22 protein-coding genes are annotated in these 22,891 nt (G+C 72.0%); 14 read left to right on the top strand and 8 right to left on the bottom strand.

Annotated elements, in window-relative coordinates; genetic code table 11:
• Position 1 precedes the first annotated feature (1 nt).
• The gene (locus QI633_RS07065; RefSeq protein WP_260806102.1) at positions 2-832 is read right to left on the bottom strand and encodes an ABC transporter permease; all 831 of its coding nucleotides are present in this window, start codon (positions 830-832) and stop codon (positions 2-4) included.
• A gap of 8 nt (positions 833-840) precedes the next feature.
• Positions 841-1,650, bottom strand: coding sequence for an ABC transporter permease (locus tag QI633_RS07070; protein WP_141799782.1), 810 nt, complete (start codon positions 1,648-1,650; stop codon positions 841-843).
• A gap of 156 nt (positions 1,651-1,806) precedes the next feature.
• Between QI633_RS07070 and QI633_RS07075 the strand changes: the two genes are divergently transcribed.
• Positions 1,807-2,580: a MerR family transcriptional regulator gene (locus tag QI633_RS07075; RefSeq protein ID WP_222117889.1), complete on the top strand. Its 774-nt coding sequence runs from the start codon at positions 1,807-1,809 to the stop codon at positions 2,578-2,580.
• 84 nt (positions 2,581-2,664) lie between these two features.
• Here QI633_RS07075 and QI633_RS07080 read toward each other — a convergent pair whose 3' ends face one another.
• Entirely contained in the window at positions 2,665-3,105 is a 441-nt protein-coding gene (locus tag QI633_RS07080; protein WP_282428527.1) for a protein-tyrosine phosphatase family protein, read from the bottom strand.
• A 26-nt stretch (positions 3,106-3,131) separates the two neighbouring features.
• Between QI633_RS07080 and ndk the strand changes: the two genes are divergently transcribed.
• The 9 genes from ndk to QI633_RS07125 all read left to right on the top strand — a co-directional run bounded on the left by ndk (position 3,132) and on the right by QI633_RS07125 (position 13,031).
• On the top strand, positions 3,132-3,539 hold the full coding sequence (gene ndk / locus QI633_RS07085; protein WP_141799780.1) for a nucleoside-diphosphate kinase: 408 nt from the start codon (positions 3,132-3,134) through the stop codon (positions 3,537-3,539).
• A 311-nt stretch (positions 3,540-3,850) separates the two neighbouring features.
• The gene (locus tag QI633_RS07090; RefSeq protein ID WP_282428528.1) at positions 3,851-4,882 is read left to right on the top strand and encodes a rod shape-determining protein; all 1,032 of its coding nucleotides are present in this window, start codon (positions 3,851-3,853) and stop codon (positions 4,880-4,882) included.
• 163 nt (positions 4,883-5,045) lie between these two features.
• A complete protein-coding gene (gene mreC / locus QI633_RS07095; protein WP_282428529.1) occupies positions 5,046-5,978 on the top strand; it encodes a rod shape-determining protein MreC in 933 nt (310 codons plus the stop codon).
• Entirely contained in the window at positions 5,975-6,577 is a 603-nt protein-coding gene (mreD, locus tag QI633_RS07100) for a rod shape-determining protein MreD (protein WP_260806101.1), read from the top strand. Before mreC ends, mreD begins: the two co-directional genes overlap by 4 nt.
• A complete protein-coding gene (mrdA, locus tag QI633_RS07105; protein ID WP_282428530.1) occupies positions 6,574-8,703 on the top strand; it encodes a penicillin-binding protein 2 in 2,130 nt (709 codons plus the stop codon). Before mreD ends, mrdA begins: the two co-directional genes overlap by 4 nt.
• Positions 8,700-9,929: a rod shape-determining protein RodA gene (gene rodA / locus QI633_RS07110; protein WP_282428531.1), complete on the top strand. Its 1,230-nt coding sequence runs from the start codon at positions 8,700-8,702 to the stop codon at positions 9,927-9,929. Before mrdA ends, rodA begins: the two co-directional genes overlap by 4 nt.
• Before the next feature lie 105 nt (positions 9,930-10,034).
• Positions 10,035-10,580 (top strand): hypothetical protein, encoded by a 546-nt coding sequence (locus tag QI633_RS07115; protein WP_282428532.1) that lies wholly within the window; start codon positions 10,035-10,037, stop codon positions 10,578-10,580.
• 71 nt (positions 10,581-10,651) lie between these two features.
• The gene (locus tag QI633_RS07120) at positions 10,652-11,377 is read left to right on the top strand and encodes a YcnI family protein (RefSeq protein WP_282428533.1); all 726 of its coding nucleotides are present in this window, start codon (positions 10,652-10,654) and stop codon (positions 11,375-11,377) included.
• A gap of 7 nt (positions 11,378-11,384) precedes the next feature.
• On the top strand, positions 11,385-13,031 hold the full coding sequence (locus tag QI633_RS07125; protein WP_282428534.1) for a copper resistance protein CopC: 1,647 nt from the start codon (positions 11,385-11,387) through the stop codon (positions 13,029-13,031).
• Here QI633_RS07125 and QI633_RS07130 read toward each other — a convergent pair.
• The 3 genes from QI633_RS07130 to QI633_RS07140 are packed head-to-tail and all read right to left on the bottom strand — an operon-like array spanning position 13,018 to position 15,583.
• On the bottom strand, positions 13,018-13,578 hold the full coding sequence (locus QI633_RS07130; protein ID WP_282428535.1) for a hypothetical protein: 561 nt from the start codon (positions 13,576-13,578) through the stop codon (positions 13,018-13,020). The genes QI633_RS07125 and QI633_RS07130 overlap by 14 nt on opposite strands.
• Entirely contained in the window at positions 13,575-14,468 is an 894-nt protein-coding gene (locus QI633_RS07135) for a hypothetical protein (RefSeq protein WP_141799773.1), read from the bottom strand. The genes QI633_RS07130 and QI633_RS07135 overlap by 4 nt, the downstream gene beginning before the upstream one ends.
• Positions 14,465-15,583, bottom strand: a complete 1,119-nt coding sequence (locus QI633_RS07140; RefSeq protein ID WP_141799772.1) for an ionic transporter y4hA — start codon at positions 15,581-15,583, stop codon at positions 14,465-14,467. Before QI633_RS07140 ends, QI633_RS07135 begins: the two co-directional genes overlap by 4 nt.
• A gap of 80 nt (positions 15,584-15,663) precedes the next feature.
• On the opposite strand from QI633_RS07140, the gene QI633_RS07145 reads away from it, so the two are divergent.
• Complete coding sequence (locus tag QI633_RS07145) at positions 15,664-17,604, top strand: TIGR03960 family B12-binding radical SAM protein (protein WP_141799771.1); 1,941 nt, start codon at positions 15,664-15,666, stop codon at positions 17,602-17,604.
• A gap of 151 nt (positions 17,605-17,755) precedes the next feature.
• Here QI633_RS07145 and QI633_RS07150 read toward each other — a convergent pair whose 3' ends face one another.
• Positions 17,756-18,415: a hypothetical protein gene (locus tag QI633_RS07150; RefSeq protein WP_282428536.1), complete on the bottom strand. Its 660-nt coding sequence runs from the start codon at positions 18,413-18,415 to the stop codon at positions 17,756-17,758.
• Positions 18,416-18,433: 18 nt separating this feature from the next.
• The gene (locus QI633_RS07155) at positions 18,434-19,153 is read right to left on the bottom strand and encodes a DUF4190 domain-containing protein (RefSeq protein WP_160158306.1); all 720 of its coding nucleotides are present in this window, start codon (positions 19,151-19,153) and stop codon (positions 18,434-18,436) included.
• A gap of 96 nt (positions 19,154-19,249) precedes the next feature.
• Between QI633_RS07155 and QI633_RS07160 the strand changes: the two genes are divergently transcribed.
• From QI633_RS07160 to QI633_RS07170, 3 genes are all read left to right on the top strand, one after another.
• Positions 19,250-19,531, top strand: coding sequence for a hypothetical protein (locus QI633_RS07160; RefSeq protein ID WP_160158305.1), 282 nt, complete (start codon positions 19,250-19,252; stop codon positions 19,529-19,531).
• Positions 19,528-21,150 carry a glycosyltransferase gene (locus tag QI633_RS07165; protein WP_282428537.1) on the top strand — a complete coding sequence of 541 codons (1,623 nt, stop codon included), beginning with the start codon at positions 19,528-19,530 and terminating at the stop codon, positions 21,148-21,150. The genes QI633_RS07160 and QI633_RS07165 overlap by 4 nt, the downstream gene beginning before the upstream one ends.
• A gap of 107 nt (positions 21,151-21,257) precedes the next feature.
• Entirely contained in the window at positions 21,258-22,847 is a 1,590-nt protein-coding gene (locus QI633_RS07170) for a glycosyltransferase (RefSeq protein ID WP_282428538.1), read from the top strand.
• Positions 22,848-22,891 lie beyond the last annotated feature (44 nt).

Below are 22,891 nucleotides of genomic sequence, written 5' to 3' on the forward strand. Positions count from 1 at the left end.
GTCACCCCGAGATCTGGACCTGCTGGTCCGCACCCCACAGGAGCAGCGTCAGCAGGATGTCGACGACGGTGAGCGAGATGATGCTGGCCCGGATCGCGCGGCCGGTCGCCCGGCCCACGCCCTCGGGGCCGCCGGTGGCGGTGAAGCCGTGGTAGCAGTGGATGAGCGTCACCACGGTCGTCAGCACGACCACCTTGATCGCGGAGTAGATGACGTCGACCGGCGCGACGAAGGTGCGGAAGTAGTGGTCGTAGGTGCCGGCGGACTGGCCGTAGAAGGTGGTGACCATGAGGTCGGTGGCGACGTACGTGCCGACCAGGCCGATCAGGTAGAGCGGCAGCACGACAATCCACGCGGCGACCAGGCGGGTGCTGACCAGGTAGGGGATCGGGCGGATCGCCATCGACTCCAGCGCGTCGATCTCCTCGCTGATCCGCATCGCGCCCAGCCGTGAGGTGAAGCCGCAGCCGATCCGGGCGGCGAAGCCGAGCGCGGCGACCATCGGCGCGAGCTCGCGGGTGTTGGCGTACCCGGAGATGAACCCGGTCAGCGGCGCCAGGCCGATCACGTCGAGGCCCTGGTAGCCCTCGAGGCCGACCTCGGTGCCGGTCAGGGTGGACAGGAGCAGGACGACGCCCACGACCCCGCCGCCGACGAGGAAGATGCCGGAGCCGAGGGTGACCTCGGCCAGCACCCGCTGGATCTCGCCGCGATAGCGGGTGAGCGCGACCGGCAGTGCCACGACCGCGCGCCAGGCCAGCACGAGCTGCAGGCCGATGCCGGCCAGCGGGCCGACGACGGCCTTGTCGACGGTCTCCTCGATCGCGGTCACGGCGTGGGTCATCCGATCGGCCCGCCGGCGAAGGTGCTGTAGACCTGCGAGATCACGAAGTTGGCCGCGAAGAGCAGCACGAAGTTGGTCACCACGGCGCTGGTCACCGCCTCGCCGACGCCGGTCGGGCCGCGCTCGGCCCGCAGGCCCTTGTACGACGCCACGAGGGCGCAGATCACCGCGAAGATCGCCGCCTTGGCCAGCGAGAGCCACAGGTCGGAGACCTGGGCCAGGGTGGTGACCGAGGCGAGGTAGCTGCCCGGCGGCAGGTCCTGCAGCACCACGCTGACGCTCAGCGTGGTGATGATCGTGAAGAACATGACCACGCCGTTGAGGAGCACCGCGACGGCGATGATGGCGAACATGCGCGGCACCACGAGCCGCTCGACCACCGAGAGGCCCATGACCTCCATCGCGTCGATCTCCTCGCGGATCCGGCGCGAGCCGAGGTCGGCGCAGATCGCGGAGCCCGCGACGCCCGACAGCATCAGCGCGGTGATCAGGGGAGAGGCCTGGCGTACGACGGCCAGGGTGTTGCCGGCGCCGGTGAACGCGACGGCGCCGACTTCCTGGGCCAGCACGCCGACCTGCAGCGCGAGGATGATGCCGAACGGGACCGAGACCGCCAGCGCGGGCAGCGTGCAGACCCGGATCGCGTACCAGGTCTGCACGACCGTCTCCGCCAGCGGGAACCGGCGTCCGACGATGGTGTCGAGCGCGGCGGTGAGCACCCGGCGGGTGAACCCGAGCAGCGCGATGACCTCCGCCAGCGGCTTGCCGAGCGCCGGGAGGACCCGCGGGGCGCTGTGGGCGGGCATGGCGCTCCTGTCGTCGTACTGCTGCGGTCAGGCTCGGAGGGGGCACGATGACAGTAGAACTGTCACACACGTACTGTCCACGTGGATGTGACGCACGTCAACCCTTTCCGATATCCCGCGTTGCACACGGCAAATGACAGTCGTACTGTGACAGTCATGAGTTCTGTTGCGGGGGTGGACTCGGCACCCCAGGCCGACGACGGCGGCCCCCTGCGCACCGTCGACGAGCTGGCCGCGGCCGCCGGCCTGACCGTGCGCACCACCCGCTACTACGCCAGCCTCGGCCTGCTCCCGCCGCCCGCCCGGCGCGGCCGGATGGCGTGGTACGACGACACCCACCTCGCGCGCCTGGAGATGATCCGCGCGCTGCAGGGCCACGGCTTCACGCTGCAGGCGATCGAGAAGTACCTCGCCTCACTGCCCGCCGACGCCGGCGTCGAGGACCTCGCCGTGCAGCGGGCGATGCTGACGTCGTGGACCGTGGGGGAGCCCCAGGAGCTCACCCGCCGCCAGCTCGACCAGCACGCCGGGCGCCGCCTCACCGACGACGAGGTGACCCTGATCGAGGAGTTCGGCCTGCTCCGGGTCGCGACCGACGAGCGGGGCGCGGTGCGCTACACCCCCGTCCACGGGTTCGACGTCGCCGTGCAGCTGCTCGAGGTCGACATCCCCGTCGCCGGCATGCGCGCCGCCGGCGACGCCATCGAGAAGCACATGTCGGCGCTCGCCGAGGAGCTCACGCGCGTGCTCCACGACGAGGTGGTCGAGCCCTGGCGCCACGCCAGCGCCCACCCCTCCCGCGAGGACGCCGAGCAGCTCGAGGCCACCATCAGCACCCTGCGCCGGCTCACGCTCGACGCGATCGTGCGCGGCTTCCAGCGCTCGGCCAACAAGGTCATCGCGCGGTCGCTGGACCGGGCTGATCGTTGAGTTGCCGCATCCTCACCGTTGAGTTGCCGCATCCTCGCGGTTGAGTTGCCGCCTCGGGCAACTCGACGGTGAGTTCGGGGCGACTCAACCCGCTCGGGGGCTGAACCGGCGGACGAACCGGGCCTGGAAGGGCGTCTCGACCGCGCGGGCGTCGTACCGCTGACGCACCCAGGCCACCGCGGCGGTGGACGGTACGCCGTCGAGGACCGCCAGGCAGGCCAGCGCCGTCCCGGTGCGTCCGCGCCCACCCGCACAGGCGATCTCGACCCGCTCGGTGGCGGCGCGGGCGAGAGCGTCCTCGAGCGCCGTGCGCAGGTCGGCGGGATCGGCGGGGAGCCGGAAGTCGGGCCACCGCACCCAGCGCGTGCTCCAGCCGAGCGGCGCCGGCGCCCGGCCGAGCAGGTAGGTGCCGAACTCGGGCAGCGGGCCCTCGGGCACCGGCCGGCGCAGGCCGCGACCACGGACCAGGCGGCCCGACGGCAGGGTCACCACGCCCGGTGCGTCCGGGTCCCACGCTCGGGCCACCGGTTCAACGTACTAAGGTCGCGCCCGTGACCCAACGCACTCTCGTCCTGCTCAAGCCCGACGCGGTACGCCGTGGCCTGGTCGGCAACGTGCTGGCCCGGTTCGAGGCCAAGGGCCTGGGCATCGTCGCCATGGAGCACCGCCACATCGACGCGGCGATGGCCGACGCCCACTACGCCGAGCACGTCGAGCGCGACTTCTACCCGCCGCTGCGCACGTTCGTGACGAGCGGTCCGCTGGTGGCGCTGGTGCTCGAGGGTGACGAGGCGATCGAGGTGGTCCGCGCGCTCAACGGCGCGACCGACGGCCGCAAGGCCGCCCCCGGCACCATCCGGGGCGACCTGTCGCTGTCGAACCGCGAGAACCTGGTCCATGGGTCCGACTCGCCGGAGTCGGCCGCGCGCGAGATCGCGCTCTGGTTCCCCGAGCTCTGACCCGCGCCGCTGCATGAATCCCCGGTCGGCCGGGGATCCATGCGCTTGTCAGGGGTTGCAACGCCTGCCCAGCGCAGGAACTGCCTGCCCGCTGTGACGGGTGTGACTCCTGAGACTCGCCGCGCCGTACCGGCGTGCCTGCGCGGCCAGACCCCGTGCGTTCCTTACGCTCGCAAGCGGAGACCGGCGGATCGTGCGCTCGTCGGCCTCCCCGGCGCACTCCTCGCACCACGAGGGGAGCGGGCCGGCTTCCCCGACGCGCGCGGACGGACCTGTCGCTCGACCGGTCCGGTGACGTCTTGCGAGGAAGCGTGAGGGCGAACTCCATCATCGGCCGCGACATGGCCGTGGACCTCGGTACCGCCAACACGCTCGTCTACGTCCGCCGCCGGGGCGTGCTGCTCGACGAGCCGAGCGTGGTGGCACTCAACGACGGCACCGGCGAGGTGATCGCCGTCGGGCACCAGGCCAAGCAGATGCTGGGCCGTACGCCGGACAACATCACCGCGCTGCGCCCGCTGCGCGACGGCGTGATCGCCGACTTCGAGGCGACCGAGCAGATGCTGCGCCATTTCATCGCGCGCGTGCACCGCCGGCGCTACTTCGCCAAGCCCCGCATGGTCATCTGCGTCCCCAGCTCGATCACCCCGGTCGAGCAGCGCGCGGTCAAGGAGGCCGGCTACCAGGCCGGCGCCCGCCGCGTCTACGTCGTCGAGGAGCCGATGGCCGCCGCGATCGGCGCGGGGCTGCCGGTGCACGAGGCGACCGGCAACATGATCGTCGACGTCGGCGGCGGTACGACGGAGGTCGCCGTCATCTCGCTCGGCGGCATCGTCACGTCCCTGTCCATCCGCACCGCCGGCGACGACCTCGACGCCGCGATCATCGCGTGGATGAAGAAGGAGCACGGCGTCATGCTCGGCGAGCGCACCGCCGAGGACGTCAAGATCACCCTGGGCTCGGCCTTCCCGCGCCCCGGCGAGCCGCAGGGCGAGGTCCGCGGCCGCGACATGGTCACCGGCCTCCCGCGCACCGTCGAGGTCACCAGCGCCGACATCCGGCACGCGCTCGAGGAGCCGCTGCACGCCATCGTCGACGCCGTCCGGGTCACGCTCGACCAGACGCCGCCCGAGCTGGCCGGCGACATCATGGACCGCGGCATCGTGCTCACCGGCGGGGGAGCGCTGCTGCGCGGCCTCGACGAGCGCATCCGCCACGAGACGGGCATGCCCGTCCACGTCGCCGAGGACCCGCTGGTCTCCGTCGCGATGGGTGCGGGCCGCTGTGTCGAGGAGTTCGAGGCCCTCCAGCAGGTGCTCGTGACCAACCAGCGACGGTTTTAGTGGTCACCTCCAGGCATTCGCCGTGCGCCCCGCGCCCCGGGCACGCGCCTCGCAGCGTTGGCGTCGCTCGCGAGACAACCCGGTATGGCTTCGCTCCGCCGCCTTGCGATGCACGCACCCGGAGCACGGGGCGCCCCCACCGACTGCCTGGAGGTGACCACTGATGGCCATCGACACCCGACCGCCGAGCCAGGTACGCCGCACCGGCACCTCCCGCGACCCCGAGCGCGACTCCGGCCGCCCGGCCCGGTCCCTGGTCGTCGCGCTCGTGCTCGCGTCGGCGGCGCTGATGGTGGTCGACAAGGCCGGGGGCGACGGCTCGCCGGTCGACCCGGTACGCCGCGTGGTGGGCGAGGTCGTCGGCCCCGTCCAGGCCGGCGTGTCCACCGTCGTCCGCCCGCTCGTCGACCTGCCCGGCGCGCTCCGGTCCAACGGCTCGCTGCGCGACGACGTCAGCCGGCTCGAGGCCGAGAACGCCGACCTGCGCAACCAGCTCGGCAAGGCCGGGTACGACGACCAGCGCCTCGCCGACCTCGAGGGGCTGCGCGCCCTGTCCGGTGACATCGGATACGCCCTCGTGCCCGCCCGGGTGATCGCGATCGGCGCCGCGCAGTCGTTCTCCAGCACGATCACCCTCGACGCCGGGTCCGACGCGGGCCTGCGCCCCGACATGACCGTGATCGCAGCAGCGGGCCTGGTCGGCCGGATCACCTCGGTCACCGCGCACACCGCCACCGTGCTGCTCATCGTCGACGACACGTCGTCGGTCGGCGGCCGGATCGGCGACAACCAGGAGCTCGGCTTCGTGCGCGGCCACGGCACGCTCGGCACCGACGACCGGCTCGAGCTCGAGCTCGCCGACCGCAACGTGGTCCCGAAGGTCGGCCAGCAGATCGTGACCTGGGGCAGCGAGGGCGGCTCGCCGTACGTCGCCGGGGTTCCGATCGGCACGGTCGGCAAGGTCTACGAGTCGCTGCGGGAGACGTCGTACCGCGCCGTCATCACGCCGGCGGTCGACTTCACCGCGCTCGACCTGGTCGGCGTCGTGGTGCCCTACGGCACCCAGGGCCGCGTGATCGAGGGAGGCACGCAGTGAACCGCCGCGGCCGGCTGGTCGCCACCCTCGTCGCCGTCTTCGCCGCGCTGCTGCTGCAGGTGACGGTGCTGCCCAACTTCGCCTGGGACGTGGGCGGGCTCGGCGTGGTCCCCGACGTCGTGCTGCTCGTCGTGGTCGCGACCGCCGTCGCCACCGACACCCGCTTCGCCACCCTGACCGGCTTCTGGGCCGGCCTCCTGCTCGACATCGCGCCGCCCGCCGACCACCTCGCCGGCCGTTGGGCGCTCGCTCTCATGGTCGTGGGGTACGTCGTGGGCCGGCTCGTCCACGACAACGCCGGCGATGTCGGTGCCGGCAGCCGCTTCGCCCGCGAGGGCGTACGACGACCGCCGCTGCCGCTCGCCCTGGCCGCCGCCGCGGGCGGGTCGTTCGTCGGCACCTCGGTCTTCGCGCTCACCGGACTGCTGCTGCGCGACTCCAGCGCGGCGATCGGCGACCTGCTGCCCGTGGCGCTGATCGCGCTGGTGCTCGACGTGGTGGCGGCGCTGGTCGTCGTGCCCGCGACGTTGTGGCTGCTCGAGCGCACCACGAGCGACGGCCTGCCGCGTCCCTCCCAGCGGATCCGGGTGCGAACGTGAGCGCAGCCGCATCCCACCGCAGCCGGCTGCGCCTGATCGTCATCCAGACACTGGTCTTCTCGCTGCTGGCCACCCTCGGCGCGCGGCTCTACTACCTCCAGGTCGTCTCGGGTGAGCGCTACCAGGGCAAGGCCGCCTCGCAGTCGGTACGCGAGATCGTGGTGCAGCCGCAGCGCGGCCTGATCGTCGACGCGATGGGCCGCCCGCTGGTGACCAACCGGCTGATCTGGGTGGTCTCGATCGACCGCACCCTGATCGGCAAGATGTCGGCGGCCGACCGCACCGAGCTGCTGGCCCGCACCTCCGACGCGATCGAGGTCCCGGTCGAGAAGATCGCCGCCAAGCTGCTGCTGTGCGGCGACACCGGCGCGGTCGCCGGCCAGTGCTGGAACGGTTCGCCCTACCAGCCCGTCCCGGTCGCGCAGGACGTCAAGGAGGGCGCCGCGCTGCGGATCCTCGAGCAGCCCGAGGACTTCCCGGGCGTGGTGGTCGACCGCCAGAGCGTGCGGCAGTACCCCTCGCCGTACGGCATCAACGCGGCCCACCTGCTCGGCTACCTCAGCCCGATCACCAAGGACGAGCTCGAGTCCGCCGAGGACTCCGGTGACAGCTCGGTCAACGGCGCCTCCGTCGTCGGGCGCGCCGGCGTCGAGAAGGAGTACGACGAGTGGCTGCGCGGGCAGCCCGGCTACGACCAGGTCGCCGTCGACTCCAAGGGCCGGGTCCGCGAGGACGTCTCCGGCCTCGAGGCGCAGCCCGGCGACACCCTGGTCACCTCGATCGACGCGAAGGTGCAGAGCGTGGTCGAGGAGCAGCTCGCGAACATGATCGCGACCCAGCGCCAGACCCGCGACCCGGTCACCAAGCGCAACTTCGAGGCCGACTCCGGTGCCGCCGTGGTGATGGAGGCGAAGACCGGCCGGATCGTGGCGATGGCCAGCCAGCCGACGTACGACCCCTCGGTGTGGGTCGGTGGGATCACCGACAAGCAGCTGGCGCGGCTCTACTCCGAGGCGGCCGGCACGCCGCTGCTCGCCCGCTCCTTCCAGGGACAGTTCGCGCCGGGCTCGACCTGGAAGCCGTTCATGACCGTCGGTGCGCTGACCCACGGCTACTCGCCCTCCACGGTGCTGCCGTGCTCGTCGGCCGTGCAGATCGGCAATCGCGCCTTCCACAACCACGAGTCGGCGGCGTACGGCCCGATCACCTTCGCCCGAGCGCTCGAGGTCTCCTGCAACACCTTCTTCTTCCAGGTCGGCATGCACTTCTGGCAGACCCTCGGCTCCGACCCCGACGACGCGAAGGCCAAGGACCCGCTGGTCGAGCAGGCCGAGAGGTTCGGCTTCGGCGAGCGCACCGGCGTCGACCTGCCGGGCGAGGCCTCGGGCCGGGTCGCGGACCGCAAGTGGAAGCGCAAGTACTACGAGTCGATGAAGGGCTACTACTGCGGCATCGCCCACAAGCCGCAGGACACCAAGACCTCGGACTTCGTCTACAAGTTCGCCCGCGAGTTCTGCGTCGAGGGCTGGAAGTACAAGATCAGCGACGCCGCCAACTTCGCGATCGGCCAGGGCGACACCATCGTGACGCCGCTGCAGCTGGCGCGCGGGTATGCCGCCATCTCCAACGGCGGCACGCTGTGGGAGCCCCGGGTCGGCAAGGCGATCGTCTCGCCCGAGGGCAAGGTGATCCGCGAGATCGAGCCGACGAAGGAGCGCAAGCTCAAGATCCCGGCCTCGGTGCTCAGCTACCTCGACGAGGCGCTGCAGGGCGTCGCCCTGCGCGGCACGATGAACTGGAAGCTGCAGGGCTTCCCGCTCGACAAGGTCCGGATCCGCGCCAAGACCGGCTCGGCGGAGGTCTACGGCAAGCAGTCGACGGGCTGGGTCGCGTCCTACACCAAGGACTACGTGGTCGTGATGATGATGAGCCAGGGCGGCACGGGCTCCGGCTCGACCGGTGCGGGCGTCCGGGCGATCTGGGAGGCGCTGTACGGCGTCGACGGCGACCAGGTCGACCCCGGCAAGGCCACGATCCCCGGCGTCACGCCGCCGGCCCAGCTGCCGACGTTCGGCGACGACGGCTCGATCCTCCCGCCGGCGCGGGCGAAGGGTGGCGACCAGTGAGCAACCGGATCCCCGGCCGCGGCCAGGCCAGCACCCGCCGTACGACGGCCTCCCGGCGCGTCGGGCGCCTGCAGTGGGCCGACCTCGACCTGGTCATGCTCGGCGCCGTCCTCGTCCTGTCGCTGCTCGGCTGCCTGCTGATCTGGTCGGCCACCCTCGAGCGCGACGACCTCACCGGTGGCGACACCCGGGCCTTCCTGGTCAAGCAGGTCGTCAACGTCGTGATCGGGGTCGGTCTGATGCTGTTGGTGGTGGTCACCGACCACCGCTGGGTGCGGATCCTCGCGCCGATCGGCTACCTCGTCGCGATCGGCGGGCTGGTGCTCGTGCTCGTGATGGGCTCGACGATCAACGGCTCCCGCTCGTGGCTGATCCTCGGCGGGATGTCCTTCCAGCCCTCCGAGCTGGCCAAGCTCGCCGTCGTGGTCGGCATGGCGCTGGTCGTCGCCGAACGCAGCGAGGGCCGCTGGCGCGACCGCGTAGGCACCGCCGACGTGCTGCTCATGCTGCTGGTCGCCGGCGTACCCGCCGTGCTGATCCTGACCCAGCCCGACCTCGGCACCATGCTCGTGCTCACCGCCACCGTCTTCGGCGTGATCGCGGCCTCCGGTGCCCACCGGCGCTGGCTGCTGCTGCTCGCCGGTGGCGGCGTGCTGGCGGCGGTCGCGGCGGTGTCGAGCGGGATGCTGAAGGAGTACCAGGTCGACCGGTTCCTCGCCTTCACCAACCCCGCGCTCGACCCGAAGGGGGCCGGCTACAACGTCGAGCAGGCCCGGATCGCGGTCGGCAACGGTGGCCTGTTCGGGCAGGGGCTGTTCCACGGCTCGCAGACCCAGTCCGGCTTCGTCCCCGAGCAGCACACCGACTTCGTGTTCACCGTCGCCGGCGAGGAGCTCGGCCTGGTCGGCGCCGCGCTGGTCGTGGCCCTGCTCGGCGTCGTGCTGTGGCGCGCGCTGCGCATCGCCACCCGCACCGACGACGTCTTCGGCCGCATCGCCGCGGCCGGCATCGCCTGCTGGTTCGGCTTCCAGGCCTTCCAGAACATCGGCATGTGCCTCGGCATCATGCCCGTCACCGGCGTCCCGCTGCCGTTCGTGTCGTACGGCGGCTCGTCCATGTTCGCCGGGATGCTCGCCGTCGGGCTGCTCCAGAACATCCACCTGCGCACCCTCTCCGCGCCCGCGTCGCGACTCGCGGCCCAGCAGCGGGTGCTCGTCCGGGGCTGATGGAGTACGTCGCAACTACCGAATTCGTCGTGGTGCGGCCCATCTCACGACATATCCGGTAGTTGCGACGTACGTACCCGACCACGCATCCGGCAGGATGGGGCCGTGCTGACCGTCCGCCGTGCGCCGCGCTCCCGCGTGCGTCTCTCGGCGACGCTCGGCAGCCTCGAGAGCGTGACCGCGCTGGTCCTGGCCCACCTGGCGGCCGGGGGAGAGGTCCCGTCGGTCGGCTGGCTGGCCGCCTTCGCCGTCCTCGTGTACGGCGCCAGCACCGTCGTGCTGCGCGAGCGCGCCAGCGTCCGGGTGGTCCTGCCGGGCCTCCTGGCGGCCCAGGTGCTCGGCCACGCGTGGCTGGTCGCCCTGGCCCCCGCCCAGCACCCCGGCCACGAGCACGCGGCGTCGGCCTTCCTCGGGCTCACCCCGGTGATGCTGGGCGCCCACCTGCTGGCGGCCGTGGTCACCGGCGTCATGTGGGTGCTGCGCCGCCGGGCCGTGGAGGTGCTGCTGGGCTGGACCGAGCAGGGCGTCGTACCTCCTCCTGCGCCGCGCCGCACCGGCCCACCGGCACTGCGACGCACCCGCACCGCGCGCGAGCACCGTGCCCTCGCCCCGACCCGTGGTCCGCCGGCGGACTCTCTCGCGATCGCCTGACTCCCTGACTCAGCGGGAGGCAGGCCGTTCGCCGCGCCCCCGAACACCCGAGTCAACCGAGAGAGACATCCATGCAGATCCGACGCTTCACCCTGCCCACCCTCGGCGCCACCGCGGCGCTCGGCATCGTCGCCCTGACCGCCGGCGCCGCGAGCGCCCACGTCAGCGTGTCGCCCGACACCACTGCAGCCGGCTCGTACGCCGTCCTCACCTTCAGCGTGCCCCACGGCTGTGAGGGGTCGCCGACGACCAAGGTGGCCATCCAGATGCCTGAGGACGTCCCGCAGGTCACGCCGACCGTCAACCCGAACTGGACCGTCGAGAAGGTCAGCGAGAAGCTCGCCGAACCGCTGAAGGACGCCCACGGCAACGAGATCACCGAGCGGGTCAGCCAGGTGGTCTACACCGCGAAGACCCCGCTGGCCGACGGCTACCGCGACACCCTCGCGCTGTCGCTGCAGCTGCCCGAGAAGGTGGGCGAGACCCTCACCTTCCCGGTGCTGCAGACCTGCGAGAAGGGCGAGACCGCCTGGAACGAGACCCCGGCCGAGGGCCAGGACGAGGAGGAGCTGGAGAACCCGGCGCCTGCCCTGACCGTCACCGAGGCCAGCGCCGAGGGCCACCACGGCGGCGCGGCGGAGTCCGACGAGAAGGCCGACGACACCGCCACCGCGAAGGCCGACGCCGCGGACGACGAGGGCGACGGCAACGGCCTCGCCATCGGCGGCCTGGTCGCCGGCATCGGCGGCCTCGCGCTCGGCGGCCTCGCCCTGGCCCGCTCCGGCAAGAAGGCCTGAGGGCCCGATGATGCGGCGTGTGCCGGCGTACCTGCTCGCGGTCCTGGTCGCCGTCCTGACGGTGGTCGGGACCGCGGGGCCGGCGTCGGCACACGCCACCCTCGTCTCCACCGACCCCGCCGAGGGGACGGTCCTGCCCGAGGCGCCGAGCGAGGTGAGCTTCACCTTCGACGAGCCGGTCCAGCTCGTTCCCGACGGCCTGCTCGCCTTCGACGCCGCGGGCAAGCGGGTCGACGTCGAGGCGTCCGCCAAGGGCGTCGAGGTGACCGGGCGGCTGCCGGGCGAGCTCGACAACGGGACCTACGTCGTCACCTGGCGCGTGGTCTCCGCCGACGGCCACCCGATCGCCGGCTCGCTCACCTTCCACGTCGGAGCACCCAGCCCGAAGGTCGTCCCGCCCCAGACCGGCCCGGCCGACCCGGGCGCGGTGCCGACCGTGCAGGGCATCGTGCACGGCCTCGACTACACCGCACTGCTCCTGGCCGGCGGGCTGGCGCTCTTCCTGGCCTGGACCGCACGCGGTGTCCGCCTGCCCGATGACGTACGACGACGCCTGGTGCGCGTGCTCCGCGGCAGCGCACTGGTGGCGGTGCTCGCGGCGGCGCTCGCCGTACCGCTGGCGGGGGCGTACCAGCTCGGCTCCGGCCTCGGCGGCGTCCTCGACCCGGGCTCGTTCGACCCCGGCCTGGTGCAGGACGACCTGCAGGTGCTCGCCCTCCAGGCCGCCGGCCTCGGCGTAGCGGCCTGGGCGGCCGGGCAGGCGCGCTCGTCGCTGGTCGTCGACCTCGTCACCGCGCTGGCCGTGTGGTCACCCGCACTCGTCGGCCACACCCGCGCCTACGAGCCCAGCATGCTGCTCGTGGTCACCGACGCGCTGCACCTCAGCGCCGGTGCGGTCTGGCTCGGCGGGCTCGTCGGCCTCGCGCTCGCCCTGCCCGCGATCGCCGGGCGGCCCAAGGACGCGGCGCTCCTGATCACCCGGTTCTCGACGGTCGCGGCCGCGCTGCTGACCGCGCTCGCCGTCACCGGCGTGCTGATGGCCTGGCGCATCGTCGGTGCCTGGGCGCCGCTCGTCGAGGAGACCTGGGGCCGGCTGCTGCTGGTGAAGGTCGCCCTCGTGCTGGTGGTCGTGGCGATCGCGGCCTACAACCGGTTCCGGTTGGTGCCGCGCGTCGCGGGCGACGGCGGGCACGACCAGCGCCGGCTCGCGACCGGCCTGGTCCGGCGTACCGTCGTGGCCGAGGCCGCCCTGCTGGTCGCGGTCCTCGGCGTCACCGGTTTCCTCACCCAGAAGCCGCCGGGCGGTGAGGCGCCTGCCGAGGCGCGGACCGCCGACACCGGTGTCGTGACCGGGGTCGCCGGCGACGACCTCAAGGTGCTCGCTGTGTTGGACCCCGGCCCGGGCCTGCAGCGCAGGCTGATCGTCCAGGTGCAGAACCTCGCCGGCGACCCGCTCGACCTGGCCGGCGCCCCGGCCGTGGCGCTGCGCTCCGAGAGCGTCGACCTCGGCACGATCCCGGTCGTGCCGAGCGGCGCCGGCACCTACTCCGCCGACGTCGTCTTCCCGCACACCGGTACCTGGAAGCTGCAGGTCAGCATCCGGGTCGACACGTTCACCAGCCCCGTGACGACCCTGGACCTCAGGGTGCGCTGACGCCCCAGTCGCTGAACCTCAGCTCGACCCCGGGCTCGGCGGTGACCTTGACCGGCCGGTCCTGGGCGTCGAGCCAGACGTCGGCGTCGAGGGTGTCGGGGAGCATGGACTGGACCTGCGCCGGCAGCGTGATGCCGGCGAGCGCGGCCCGTGGGTCGAGGGTGATCCGGTAGTGCTCGGTCGCGACGCCGTCGACCTGCTCGGCACCGACGTGGACCAGCTGCTGGGGGAGGGCGACCTTCCCGAGCGCGTCGGCGATCGGCGTGGTGTCGACGGTCAGCTCGCGGGCCGGGCCGCCGGCGAGCGAGGCGTCGACCCGGACGCTGCCGGCGGTGCGCAGCGCCGTGGCGACCGCCTCGACCACGGGACGCGCGTCCTCGGCGGTCCCCTCCTGCGCGGAGGGCGTGGGCGTCGCGGACGACGATGCGGACGAGGTCGTGCTCGGTGTGGAGCCGGACCTCTGGGGCTTGTCGTCGCCACCGCAGCCGGCGAGGAGCACCGACGAGGCGAGCAGTACGGCGACGGGGCCGGCGATGCGCGGGTTCACGAGTTCTCCTTCAAGGCGTTGACCGGTGCCGTCACCGCGAGCTGGTGGAGCAGCCCGTCGACGCGCACCTGCAGGAACAGCCGGTAGTCGCCGGGCTGGGTGAAGACGGTGTGGAAGGTGAGGACGGTCCCGTCGTCGGTGACCTCGGGGGCGCCGTAGGGGTGGACGTGGACGAACCCGCGCGAGTCGACCGCGAAGCCGGTCAGGTGCGCGCTGGTGCCGAGGTAGCTGCCCAGCGCCACCGGCTCGCCGTCGGCGTCGGTCAGCCGCAGCCGCAGCCGTCCGTTGGGCCCGACCTCGCCCTCGGCCCGCAGCCGGGCCCGCACGACGCCGTCGTCGCCGGTCTCGGCCGGCTTGCCCCGCGGTACGTCGACCGGCGTCCAGTCGCCAGCCACGCGCAGCGTCGTACCGAGGACGATCGGGTTCGCCGCGCCCTGCGGGATGAACTCGGCGACCACACGCCACCTGCCCGGCGTACCGAGGTCGACGCGGGCGGTCCAGGTGCCGTCGTCGGCGAGGGTGGGGTGGAGGTGGCGGAACTGGTCGAGGTCGTCGCGCACGACGTAGAGGTGGAGCAGCTTGGTCTGCTCCTCGGTGTAGGCCGTCAGCGGCGCGCCGGACGGGTCGAGGATCCGGAAGGACACGTCGCCCGTGCCGTCGGCGCCGGGCAGCGTGACGTCGGTCATCCGGTAGCCCTCGACCTCGGCGGCGGTGCCGTCGCCGACCGGGTTGCCGACCGGCTGGGCGCCGGACCCCCCGTCCTTGGCGGGGGTGAGCACGATCCGGTCGGGGTCGGCGGCCGGCTCGTCGGCGGAGCAGGCGGCCAGGCCGAGCGCGAGCATGGTCGCGGTGGCGGTGGCGAGGACACGCCCTGGCAGGCGGCGGCTCACGGCGCCACCGTCAGCAGCAGGAAGGCCGCGAGGAGGAGCAGGTGCACGATGCCGTTGAGCGGCTTGGCACGCCCGGGCACCACGGTCAGGATCCCGACCACCGAGGACAGTGCGAGCAGCACGAGCTGGAGCGGGTCGAGCCCGAGCGCGAGGTCGCCGTCGAGCCAGATCGATGCCACCGCGATCGCTGGAATGGTGAGGCCGATCGAGGCCATCGCCGAGCCGTAGGCGAGGTTCAGGCTGATCTGGACGCGCTGCTGACGGGCGGCGCGCACCGCGGCGATCGTCTCGGGCAGCAGCACCAGCATCGCGATCACCACGCCGACCACGGCGTGCGGGAAGCCCAACCAGTCGACGGCATCCTCGATCGAGTAGGACTCGACCTTCGCCAGGCCGACGACCGTCACCAGCGAGACGATCAGCAGCACCAGGGCGACCTTCGTCTCCCGACCGGTCGGAGGGTCCGCGTGGTCGTCGCCGTCGGCGTCGTTCTGCGCCGTCCAACCGCCGGGGGTGGAGGTGGTGCCGGGCAGGAAGAAGTCGCGGTGGCGGACGGTCTGGGTGAACACGAACGATCCGTAGAGCACGAGCGAGGCGAGCGCTGCGAAGGTCAGCTGGGTGCCGGTGAGGACCGGACCGGACTCGCTGACGGTGAAGGTCGGCACGACCAGGGTCAGGCCGGCGAGCGTGATCACCGTCGCCAGAGCCGATCCGGTTCCTTCCGGGTTGAAGACGGCGAGATGGTGGCGGACCGCGCCCACCACCAGCGCCAGTCCGACGATGCCGTTGACCGTGATCATCACCGCCGCGAAGACCGTGTCGCGGGCCAGCGTGGAGGTGTCGCCGCTGCCGGAGACCATCAGCATCACGATCAGGCCGACCTCGATCACCGTCACGGCGACGGCCAGGAGCAGCGAGCCGAACGGCTCACCCACCTTGTGTGCCACGACCTCGGCGTGGTGGACCGCGGCGAGAACCGCCCCGATGAGGGCGACGCCGATCAGGCTGGCCGCGAGCGGGCCGGGGTGCGTGCCCCAGCTCACGGCGAGCACGATCGCCGCGAGAGGCGGCGTGAACACCGTCCACCCGAGTCGTCCGGAGGTGGAGGCGCTCATGGTGCTCGATCCTACGGGGGCCGGTGTTGCCGCCCGCGACGATGCCGCGCGCACTCCCGAGCCCTCGTAGAATCGGGGGCATGTCCGTCGAGTCCGTCTTCCCCCGGCTGGAGCCCCACCTGCTCTCGGTCTCCAAGCCGATCCAGTACGTCGGCGGCGAGCTCAACATGGTCTCGAAGGACTGGGACGCCGCCGAGGTGCGCTGGGTGCTCATGTACCCCGACGCCTACGAGGTCGGCCTGCCCAACCAGGGCGTCCAGATCCTCTACGAAGTGCTCAACGAGCGGGAGTGGATCCTCGCCGAGCGCACCTACGCCGTGTGGCCCGACATGGAGAAGGTGCTGCGCGAGCAGCAGATCCCGCAGTTCACGGTCGACAACCACCGCCCCGTCGGCGCGTTCGACCTGTTCGGCGTGAGCTTCTCCACCGAGCTCGGCTACACCAACCTGCTCACCGCGCTCGACCTGGCCGGCATCCCGCTGCACGCCGCCGACCGCGACGAGTCGCACCCGGTCGTCGTCGCCGGTGGCCACGCCGCGTTCAACCCCGAGCCGATCGCCGACTTCGTCGACGCCGCCGTCCTCGGCGACGGTGAGGAGGTCGTGCTCAAGATCTCCGAGGTCGTGCGCGAGTGGAAGGGCGAGGGCCGCCCCGGTGGCCGCCAGGAGCTGCTGCGCCGCCTCGCCGTGTCCGGCACGGTCTACGTGCCCCGGTTCTACGACGTGTCGTACGACGACAGCGGGGCGATCGCGGCCGTCGTACCCAACCACCCGGAGGCTCCCGACCGGGTCCGCAAGCACACCCTGATGGACCTCGACCAGTGGCCCTACCCGCGCAACCCGCTGGTGCCGCTCGCCGAGACCGTCCACGAGCGGTTCTCCGTCGAGATCTTCCGCGGCTGCACCCGCGGCTGCCGGTTCTGCCAGGCCGGCATGATCACCCGGCCGGTGCGGGAGCGCTCGATCGAGACCATCGGCGCGATGGTCGACAACGGCATCAAGAAGACCGGCTTCGAGGAGGTCGGGCTCCTGTCCCTGAGCTCGGCCGACCACACCGAGATCGGCGACGTCGCCACCGGTCTCGCCGACCGCTACGAGGGCTCCAACGTCTCGCTCTCGCTGCCCTCGACCCGCGTCGACGCGTTCAACATCACGCTGGCCAACGAGTTCTCGCGCAACGGCCGCCGCTCCGGCCTGACCTTCGCGCCCGAGGGCGGCAGTGAGCGAATGCGCAAGGTGATCAACAAGATGGTCACCGAGGACGACCTGATCCGCACCGTCGCGACGGCGTACTCCCACGGCTGGCGACAGGTGAAGCTCTACTTCATGTGCGGCCTGCCCACCGAGACCGACGAGGACGTCCTGCAGATCGCCGAGCTCGCCAAGCGCGTGATCGCGACCGGCCGCGAGGTCTCCGGCCGCAACGACATCCGCTGCACCGTCTCCATCGGCGGCTTCGTGCCCAAGCCCCACACGCCGTTCCAGTGGGCCGCCCAGCTCGACGTCGAGACCACCGACCGGCGCCTGCAGGTGCTGCGCGACACCGTGCGCGCGGACCGGCGCTATGGCAAGGCGATCGGCTTCCGCTACCACGACGGCCAGCCCGGCATCATCGAGGGCCTGCTGTCCCGCGGCGACCGCCGCGTCGGCCGGATCATCGAGCAGGTGTGGCGCGACGGCGGCCGCTTCGACGGCTGGTCCGAGCACTTCTCCTTCGAGCGCTGGGCCGCCGCCGCCGAGCGCGCGCTCGCGGGCACCGGCGTCGACCTCGACTGGTTCACCACCCGCGAGCGCGAGTACGACGAGGTCCTGCCCTGGGACCACCTCGACTCCGGTCTCGACAAGGACTGGCTGTGGGCCGACTGGGAGGACGCCCTCGCGGTCGGTGCCGGCGAGTCCGACGTCGAGGTCGAGGACTGCCGCTGGACCCCCTGCTACGACTGTGGTGTGTGCCCGGAGATGGGCACCGAGATCCAGGTCGGCCCCACGGGGCAGAAGCTGCTGCCGCTCAGCGTGGTGTGACGGCGAGCCCGGTCGTCGTGACCGAGGAGCGGTGGATCGCCGCGCCTCGACCCGTCGTGCGGGAGCTCGCCGCCGACCCGGCCCGGACGGGGCCGGCGTGCTGCTCCGCTGGCAGGGTGCGGTCGAGCGCGAGGCGCTCGCCCGCTGATCGTCACGCGCCGACCTGCTCACCCGCGTCGCGGATCCGACCGGTGATCTTCTCGCCGTCGCCGCGATCGATGTAGCAGAAGAAGGCATCCCCACTGTCAGGATCGTCCTCGTCGAACGCGTCTGTCTCGACGCGCACGTCGTACTCGCCACTCTCGATCGCCGAGCGGTAAGCCGGGTCGAGGGGGAGGGCCAGGCAGAACGCAGCACGCGACACCGTTGTGAAGGCGCCGGCCTGGTCGGCGTCGAACCGACCCGCCCAGATCACCTCACCCGCGTGCGGCTCGCTGCAGGACGCCTTGATCGGGTCGTCGAGGAAGTCGAGGTCGATGCACTGGCCGACGCGCGCCTCGTCCTCCCAGACCGTGCGGCTGCCCATGACGGCGGCGAAGACGACGAACCCGATCCCGAGCACCACGACGAGGACGCCGAGGACCAGCCCGGTCACCGCTGCCCACCGTCCCGAGCGCCGGCCCTCGCGGGTCCGCACGATGCCCGCGATGCCGAGCCCGATCCCGATCGGCGCCGCGCAGCAGGTGAGCGAGCAGACGAAGGCGGCGATCGACAGCCCGTCGTACGACGGCCGGGTCCCGTACGACGGGCTGTCGTACGGGTTCGAGCCCGGCTCGTAGGCGGGATAGCCGCCGCCGTACGGGTTCGTCATCCGAGCAGGCCGATCAGGTCAGAGGATCGGCTCGGTCAGCTTGTGGTCGCTCTCGACGTAGCAGACCATGTGGTGGCCCACCTCGATGTCCTTCGGGTCCTCGATGATCGCGTTGTACTCGAGCCCCTCGACACCGCTGAGCTTCTCGGCGTCCTCGCTGCTCACCAGGGTCGCGCAGAACGTGCCCATGCTGCTCTTGATGGCCTCGAGGTTGTCCTCGGTGACCGTCGTCGTGGCCACGATCTCCGCGTCGTGCTTCTCGGTGCACTTCTTCTCGCGCATGAGAACGGTTCCGTCGTCCTTGGTCAGGTCGACGCACTGGCCGGCGGTTGCGTCGTCCAGGGAGACGAGCGAGTCGGCGAAGATGAACAGGGCGGCTCCCGCGACCGCGGATCCGATCGACATGAGCAGGCCGATCACGATGCCCGCCACGGCGAGCCCGCGGCCCTTGCGCTGCCCGCCCTTGGTGCGGGACAGGCCGACGAAGCCGAGGATGACCCCGAGCGGGGCGAGGCAGCACAGCAGGCTGGTCACCAGCGCGGCGATCGAGATCCCGTCCGTCTTCGGCGGCAGCGGGTCGGACCCGCCGGGGAAGGCGCCCGGGGCGCCGTACCCGCCACCGGCGCCCGACGCGCCGGCGTACGGCGGGGGCGGTGTCGGCTGGCCGTAGGGGTTCTGGCCCTGGGGGCCCTGGCCGTACGGGTTCGGCGGCGGGTTCTGGCCGTAGGGGTCGCTCACCGGCGACACCCTAGTGGCCGTTCGTGACCGAGGTGGCCGAATGCGGCTGAGGTACTGTTCTGCGCGCACCCAGCCGACCCTTTGGTGAGGACGAGGATGACCGACCAGCAGTCGCCGGAAGCCTGGCGCGATCGCGTGTTCGCGGCCGACGAGGAGCTGCTCTCCCGCTACGCGGAGCTGGTCGCGATCGACAACGTGATCGGTCTCGAGGCCGCCGTGGCGCGCCTCGAGCACGACCTCAAGAAGGCGCGGGCGCGCACCAAGGAGCTGCAGGCCCTCGTCCGCGCACGCGACGAGGAGATCGCGGCGCTCCACGCCTCGCGCACCTGGCGGGTCGGGCGCGCGTTCGTGGGCCCGCTCTCGAGGCTGCGGGGATGACGGCGGCACCCCTCTTCTCCGTCGTCACCCCGGTCCACGACCCGCCTCCCGACGTCCTCGTCGCCGCCGTCGAGTCGGTCCTCGCCCAGACGTACGCCGATTGGGAGCTGGTCATGGTCGACGACGCGTCCACCGACCCCGAGGTACGCCGGACGCTGCGTGCCCAGGCGGCCCGCGACCCGCGGATCAAGCTGGTCGAGCGTGCCACCAACGGACACATCGTCGCTGCGTCGAACGACGGGATCGCCGCTGCCACGGGCACGTTCATCGCCTTCCTCGACCACGACGACCTGCTCGCTCCCGACGCCCTGGCTGCCAACGCACGCCAGGTCGCCGAGCATGACGACGTCGACTACCTCTACTCCGACGAGGACCGGATCCGCGAGGACGGCCGGTTCGCCGACACCTTCCACAAGCCCGACTGGTCGCCGGAGCGGCTGCGCAGCCAGAACTACTGCAACCACCTCTCCGTGTTCCGAGCCTCCCTCGTCCGCGAGCTGGGCGGCCTGCGGGAGGGCTTCGAGGGCGCCCAGGACCACGACCTGGTCCTCCGGGTCACCGAGCGGGCTCGTCGCATCGTCCACATCCCGGAGGTCCTCTACCACTGGCGCATGCTGGCCGGCTCGGCAGCCGGCGACGGCGGGGCGAAGCCGTACGCGCTGGACGCGGGACGACGTGCGATCCAGGACCACCTGTCGCGGGTCGGGATCGACGGCACCGTCGAGCTCGTCGGCCCCGGTCGCTACCACACGCGGCGCGTGCTGCCGCCGGAGCGCCGGGTCAGCATCGTCATCCCCACCCGCGGCTCGGCCACGCTGCTGTGGGGGCGGCGTACGACGCTGGTCACGCGTGCGGTGCGATCGGCGCTCGCCGCCACCGAGCACGCCAACCTCGAGGTCGTCGTCGTCTACGACACCGACACCCCTGAGGCGGTCCTCGGCGAGCTCTACGACATCGTGGGGGAGCGCCTCGTCCTCGTCCCCTTCGACGAGCCGTTCAACTACAGCAAGAAGGTCAACCTGGGCGTGCTGGCCTCGACCGGTGATCGCCTGCTCATCCTCAACGACGACGTCGAGGTCCGCAGCGAGCAGTGGCTCGAGGAGCTCCTCGCCCCCCTCGAGCAGCCCGACGTCGGGATGACCGGTGCCCGCCTGCTCTACTCGAGCACCGCGATCCAGCATGTCGGCCTGGCCTACTCGTACGGCCGGTACCGCCACGCCTATCGCAGGTCGCCCGGGGACGTGCAGGGCGGCTGGGGCAAGACGGCGGTGGTCGACCGCGAGGTCAGCGGGGTGACCGGCGCCTGCGTCGGCATCCGCCGCGAGGTCTACTTCGAGGTCGGTGGGCACACCGAGCAGCTCCGCGAGGACTTCAACGACGTCGACTTCGGCTACAAGCTCTCCGCGGCCGGCTACCGGATCCTCGTCCTGGCCCATTGCGAGCTGTTCCACTTCGAGTCCCAGACCCGTGAGGCGATCCCGGACCCCGATGACACCCGGTTCCTGCGCGGGCGCTGGGGCATCCCGTGGCGCGATCGCTACACCCCGGTCTACCCCAACCTGCCACGTCCCGAGGACCGCGACCTCCCGCTGAAGCGCGAGGCACGTCGAGGCCGGTGATCGACGAGCGGTCGAGTATGGTCGGCCCATGCCGAACGGCCGCACTCGCAGGATCTCGCCACGGACGACCGATCGCTGGTCCGCCTGTCGAGCAGTGGCACTCTGACGTGGACCGCCGACCTCTCTTCTCCATCGTCACGCCGGTCTACGCGCCGCCGCTCGACGTGCTGGAGGACACGATCAGGTCCGTGCTCGCACAGACCTTCGAGGACTGGGAGTTCATCCTCGTCGACGATCTGTCTCCCGACGAGGGCGTGCGCACGCTGCTGCGTCGCTACGCCGCGATGGACCCGCGGATCCGGGTCATCGAGCGCGAGACGAACGGTCACATCGTCGCGGCGTCGAACGACGGGATCGCCGCGGCACGAGGGGAGTTCATCGCCCTCCTCGACCACGACGACCTCCTGGTCCCTGACGCATTGCAGGCCAACGCCGACGTGCTGCGGGAGGACTCCGCGATCGACTACGTCTACTCCGACGAGGACAAGACGGCCGACGGGGTCACGTTCTACGACGAGTTCCTGAAGCCCGACTGGTCGCCGGAGCGCCTGCGGTCGCAGAACTACTGTTGCCACTTCTCCGTCCTGCGCACCAGCCTGGTCCGTGAGGTCGGCGGATTCCGGCAGGGCTACGACGGGTCGCAGGACCACGACCTGATCCTCCGGGTCACCGAACGGGCCCGAGCGATCCACCACATCCCCGCCATCCTCTACCACTGGCGGGTCATCCCCGGTTCCGCCGCGGGGGAGTTGGAGGCGAAGCCGTACGCCGTCGAGGCGGGCCGGCGAGCAGTGGCCGACCAGATGGAGCGGCTCGGCATCCCCGCGACGGTCGAGGCCATCTGGCCCGGCATGTACCGCGTGGAGCGACCGCTCTCGGAGGACGTGTCGGTCAGCATCGTGATCACGACCGAGGGTGCGGACGGCCTGGTCCGTGGACGTCGCCGGGTGCACGTGGTCGAGGCCGTGCGCAGCGCGCTGGCTCGCACCGCGCACGAGAAGGTCGAGGTCGTCGTCGTGCACGCCGCCGCGATGCGCGAGTCCGTCGCGTCGCAGCTCGGCGAGGTCGCGGGGGACCGCCTGGTCCTGGTTCCGGTCGGCGAGCCGCTGCATCGGAGCCGTTGGACCAACTTCGGCGTCCTGGCGTCGACGGGCGACCGGATCGTCCTGCTCGACGAGCGTGTGGAGCTCACCAGCGACGCGTGGCTGGAGACCCTCGTGGCTCCGCTGGACGACACGACGGTCGGGATCACCGGCGCCAAGCTGCTCCACAGCGACGGCACCGTCGCGCATGCCGGCGTCGCAGGAGCACATGGGCACTTCGGGGGCGTGTATCGATTCCGCCCCGGCGATGCGCCGGGTCGTTTCGGCGACCTGTGGGTCTCGCGCGAGGTGAGCGCCGTCGCCGGCGCCTGCCTGGCCGTGCGCCGAGAGACCTACCTCGCCGTCGGTGGCGCGACGGAGACGCTGCACGATCACCTGTACGACGTCGACCTCTGCCTGAAGGTGCGTGCCGCCGGGCACGAGGTCCTCTACGTCCCTGCGGCCGAGGGCCTCCACAACCCGCCGCTCGGCGAGGACCATGCCGTCGGCCAGGTCGCTCGCGGCCCGCTGCGGGCGAGGTGGGGAAGGCCCACGCGCGACGCCTACACCGACGTGCGCGAGGCCGATTGGGGCACCCTGCGGCAGCGGAGGTAGGGCTGCCGCGGTCGCCGGGTTCAGGGGCTCGATCAAGTAGGGTT

This window comes from Nocardioides sp. QY071 (genome assembly GCF_029961765.1).
Lineage (GTDB): Bacteria > Actinomycetota > Actinomycetes > Propionibacteriales > Nocardioidaceae > Nocardioides.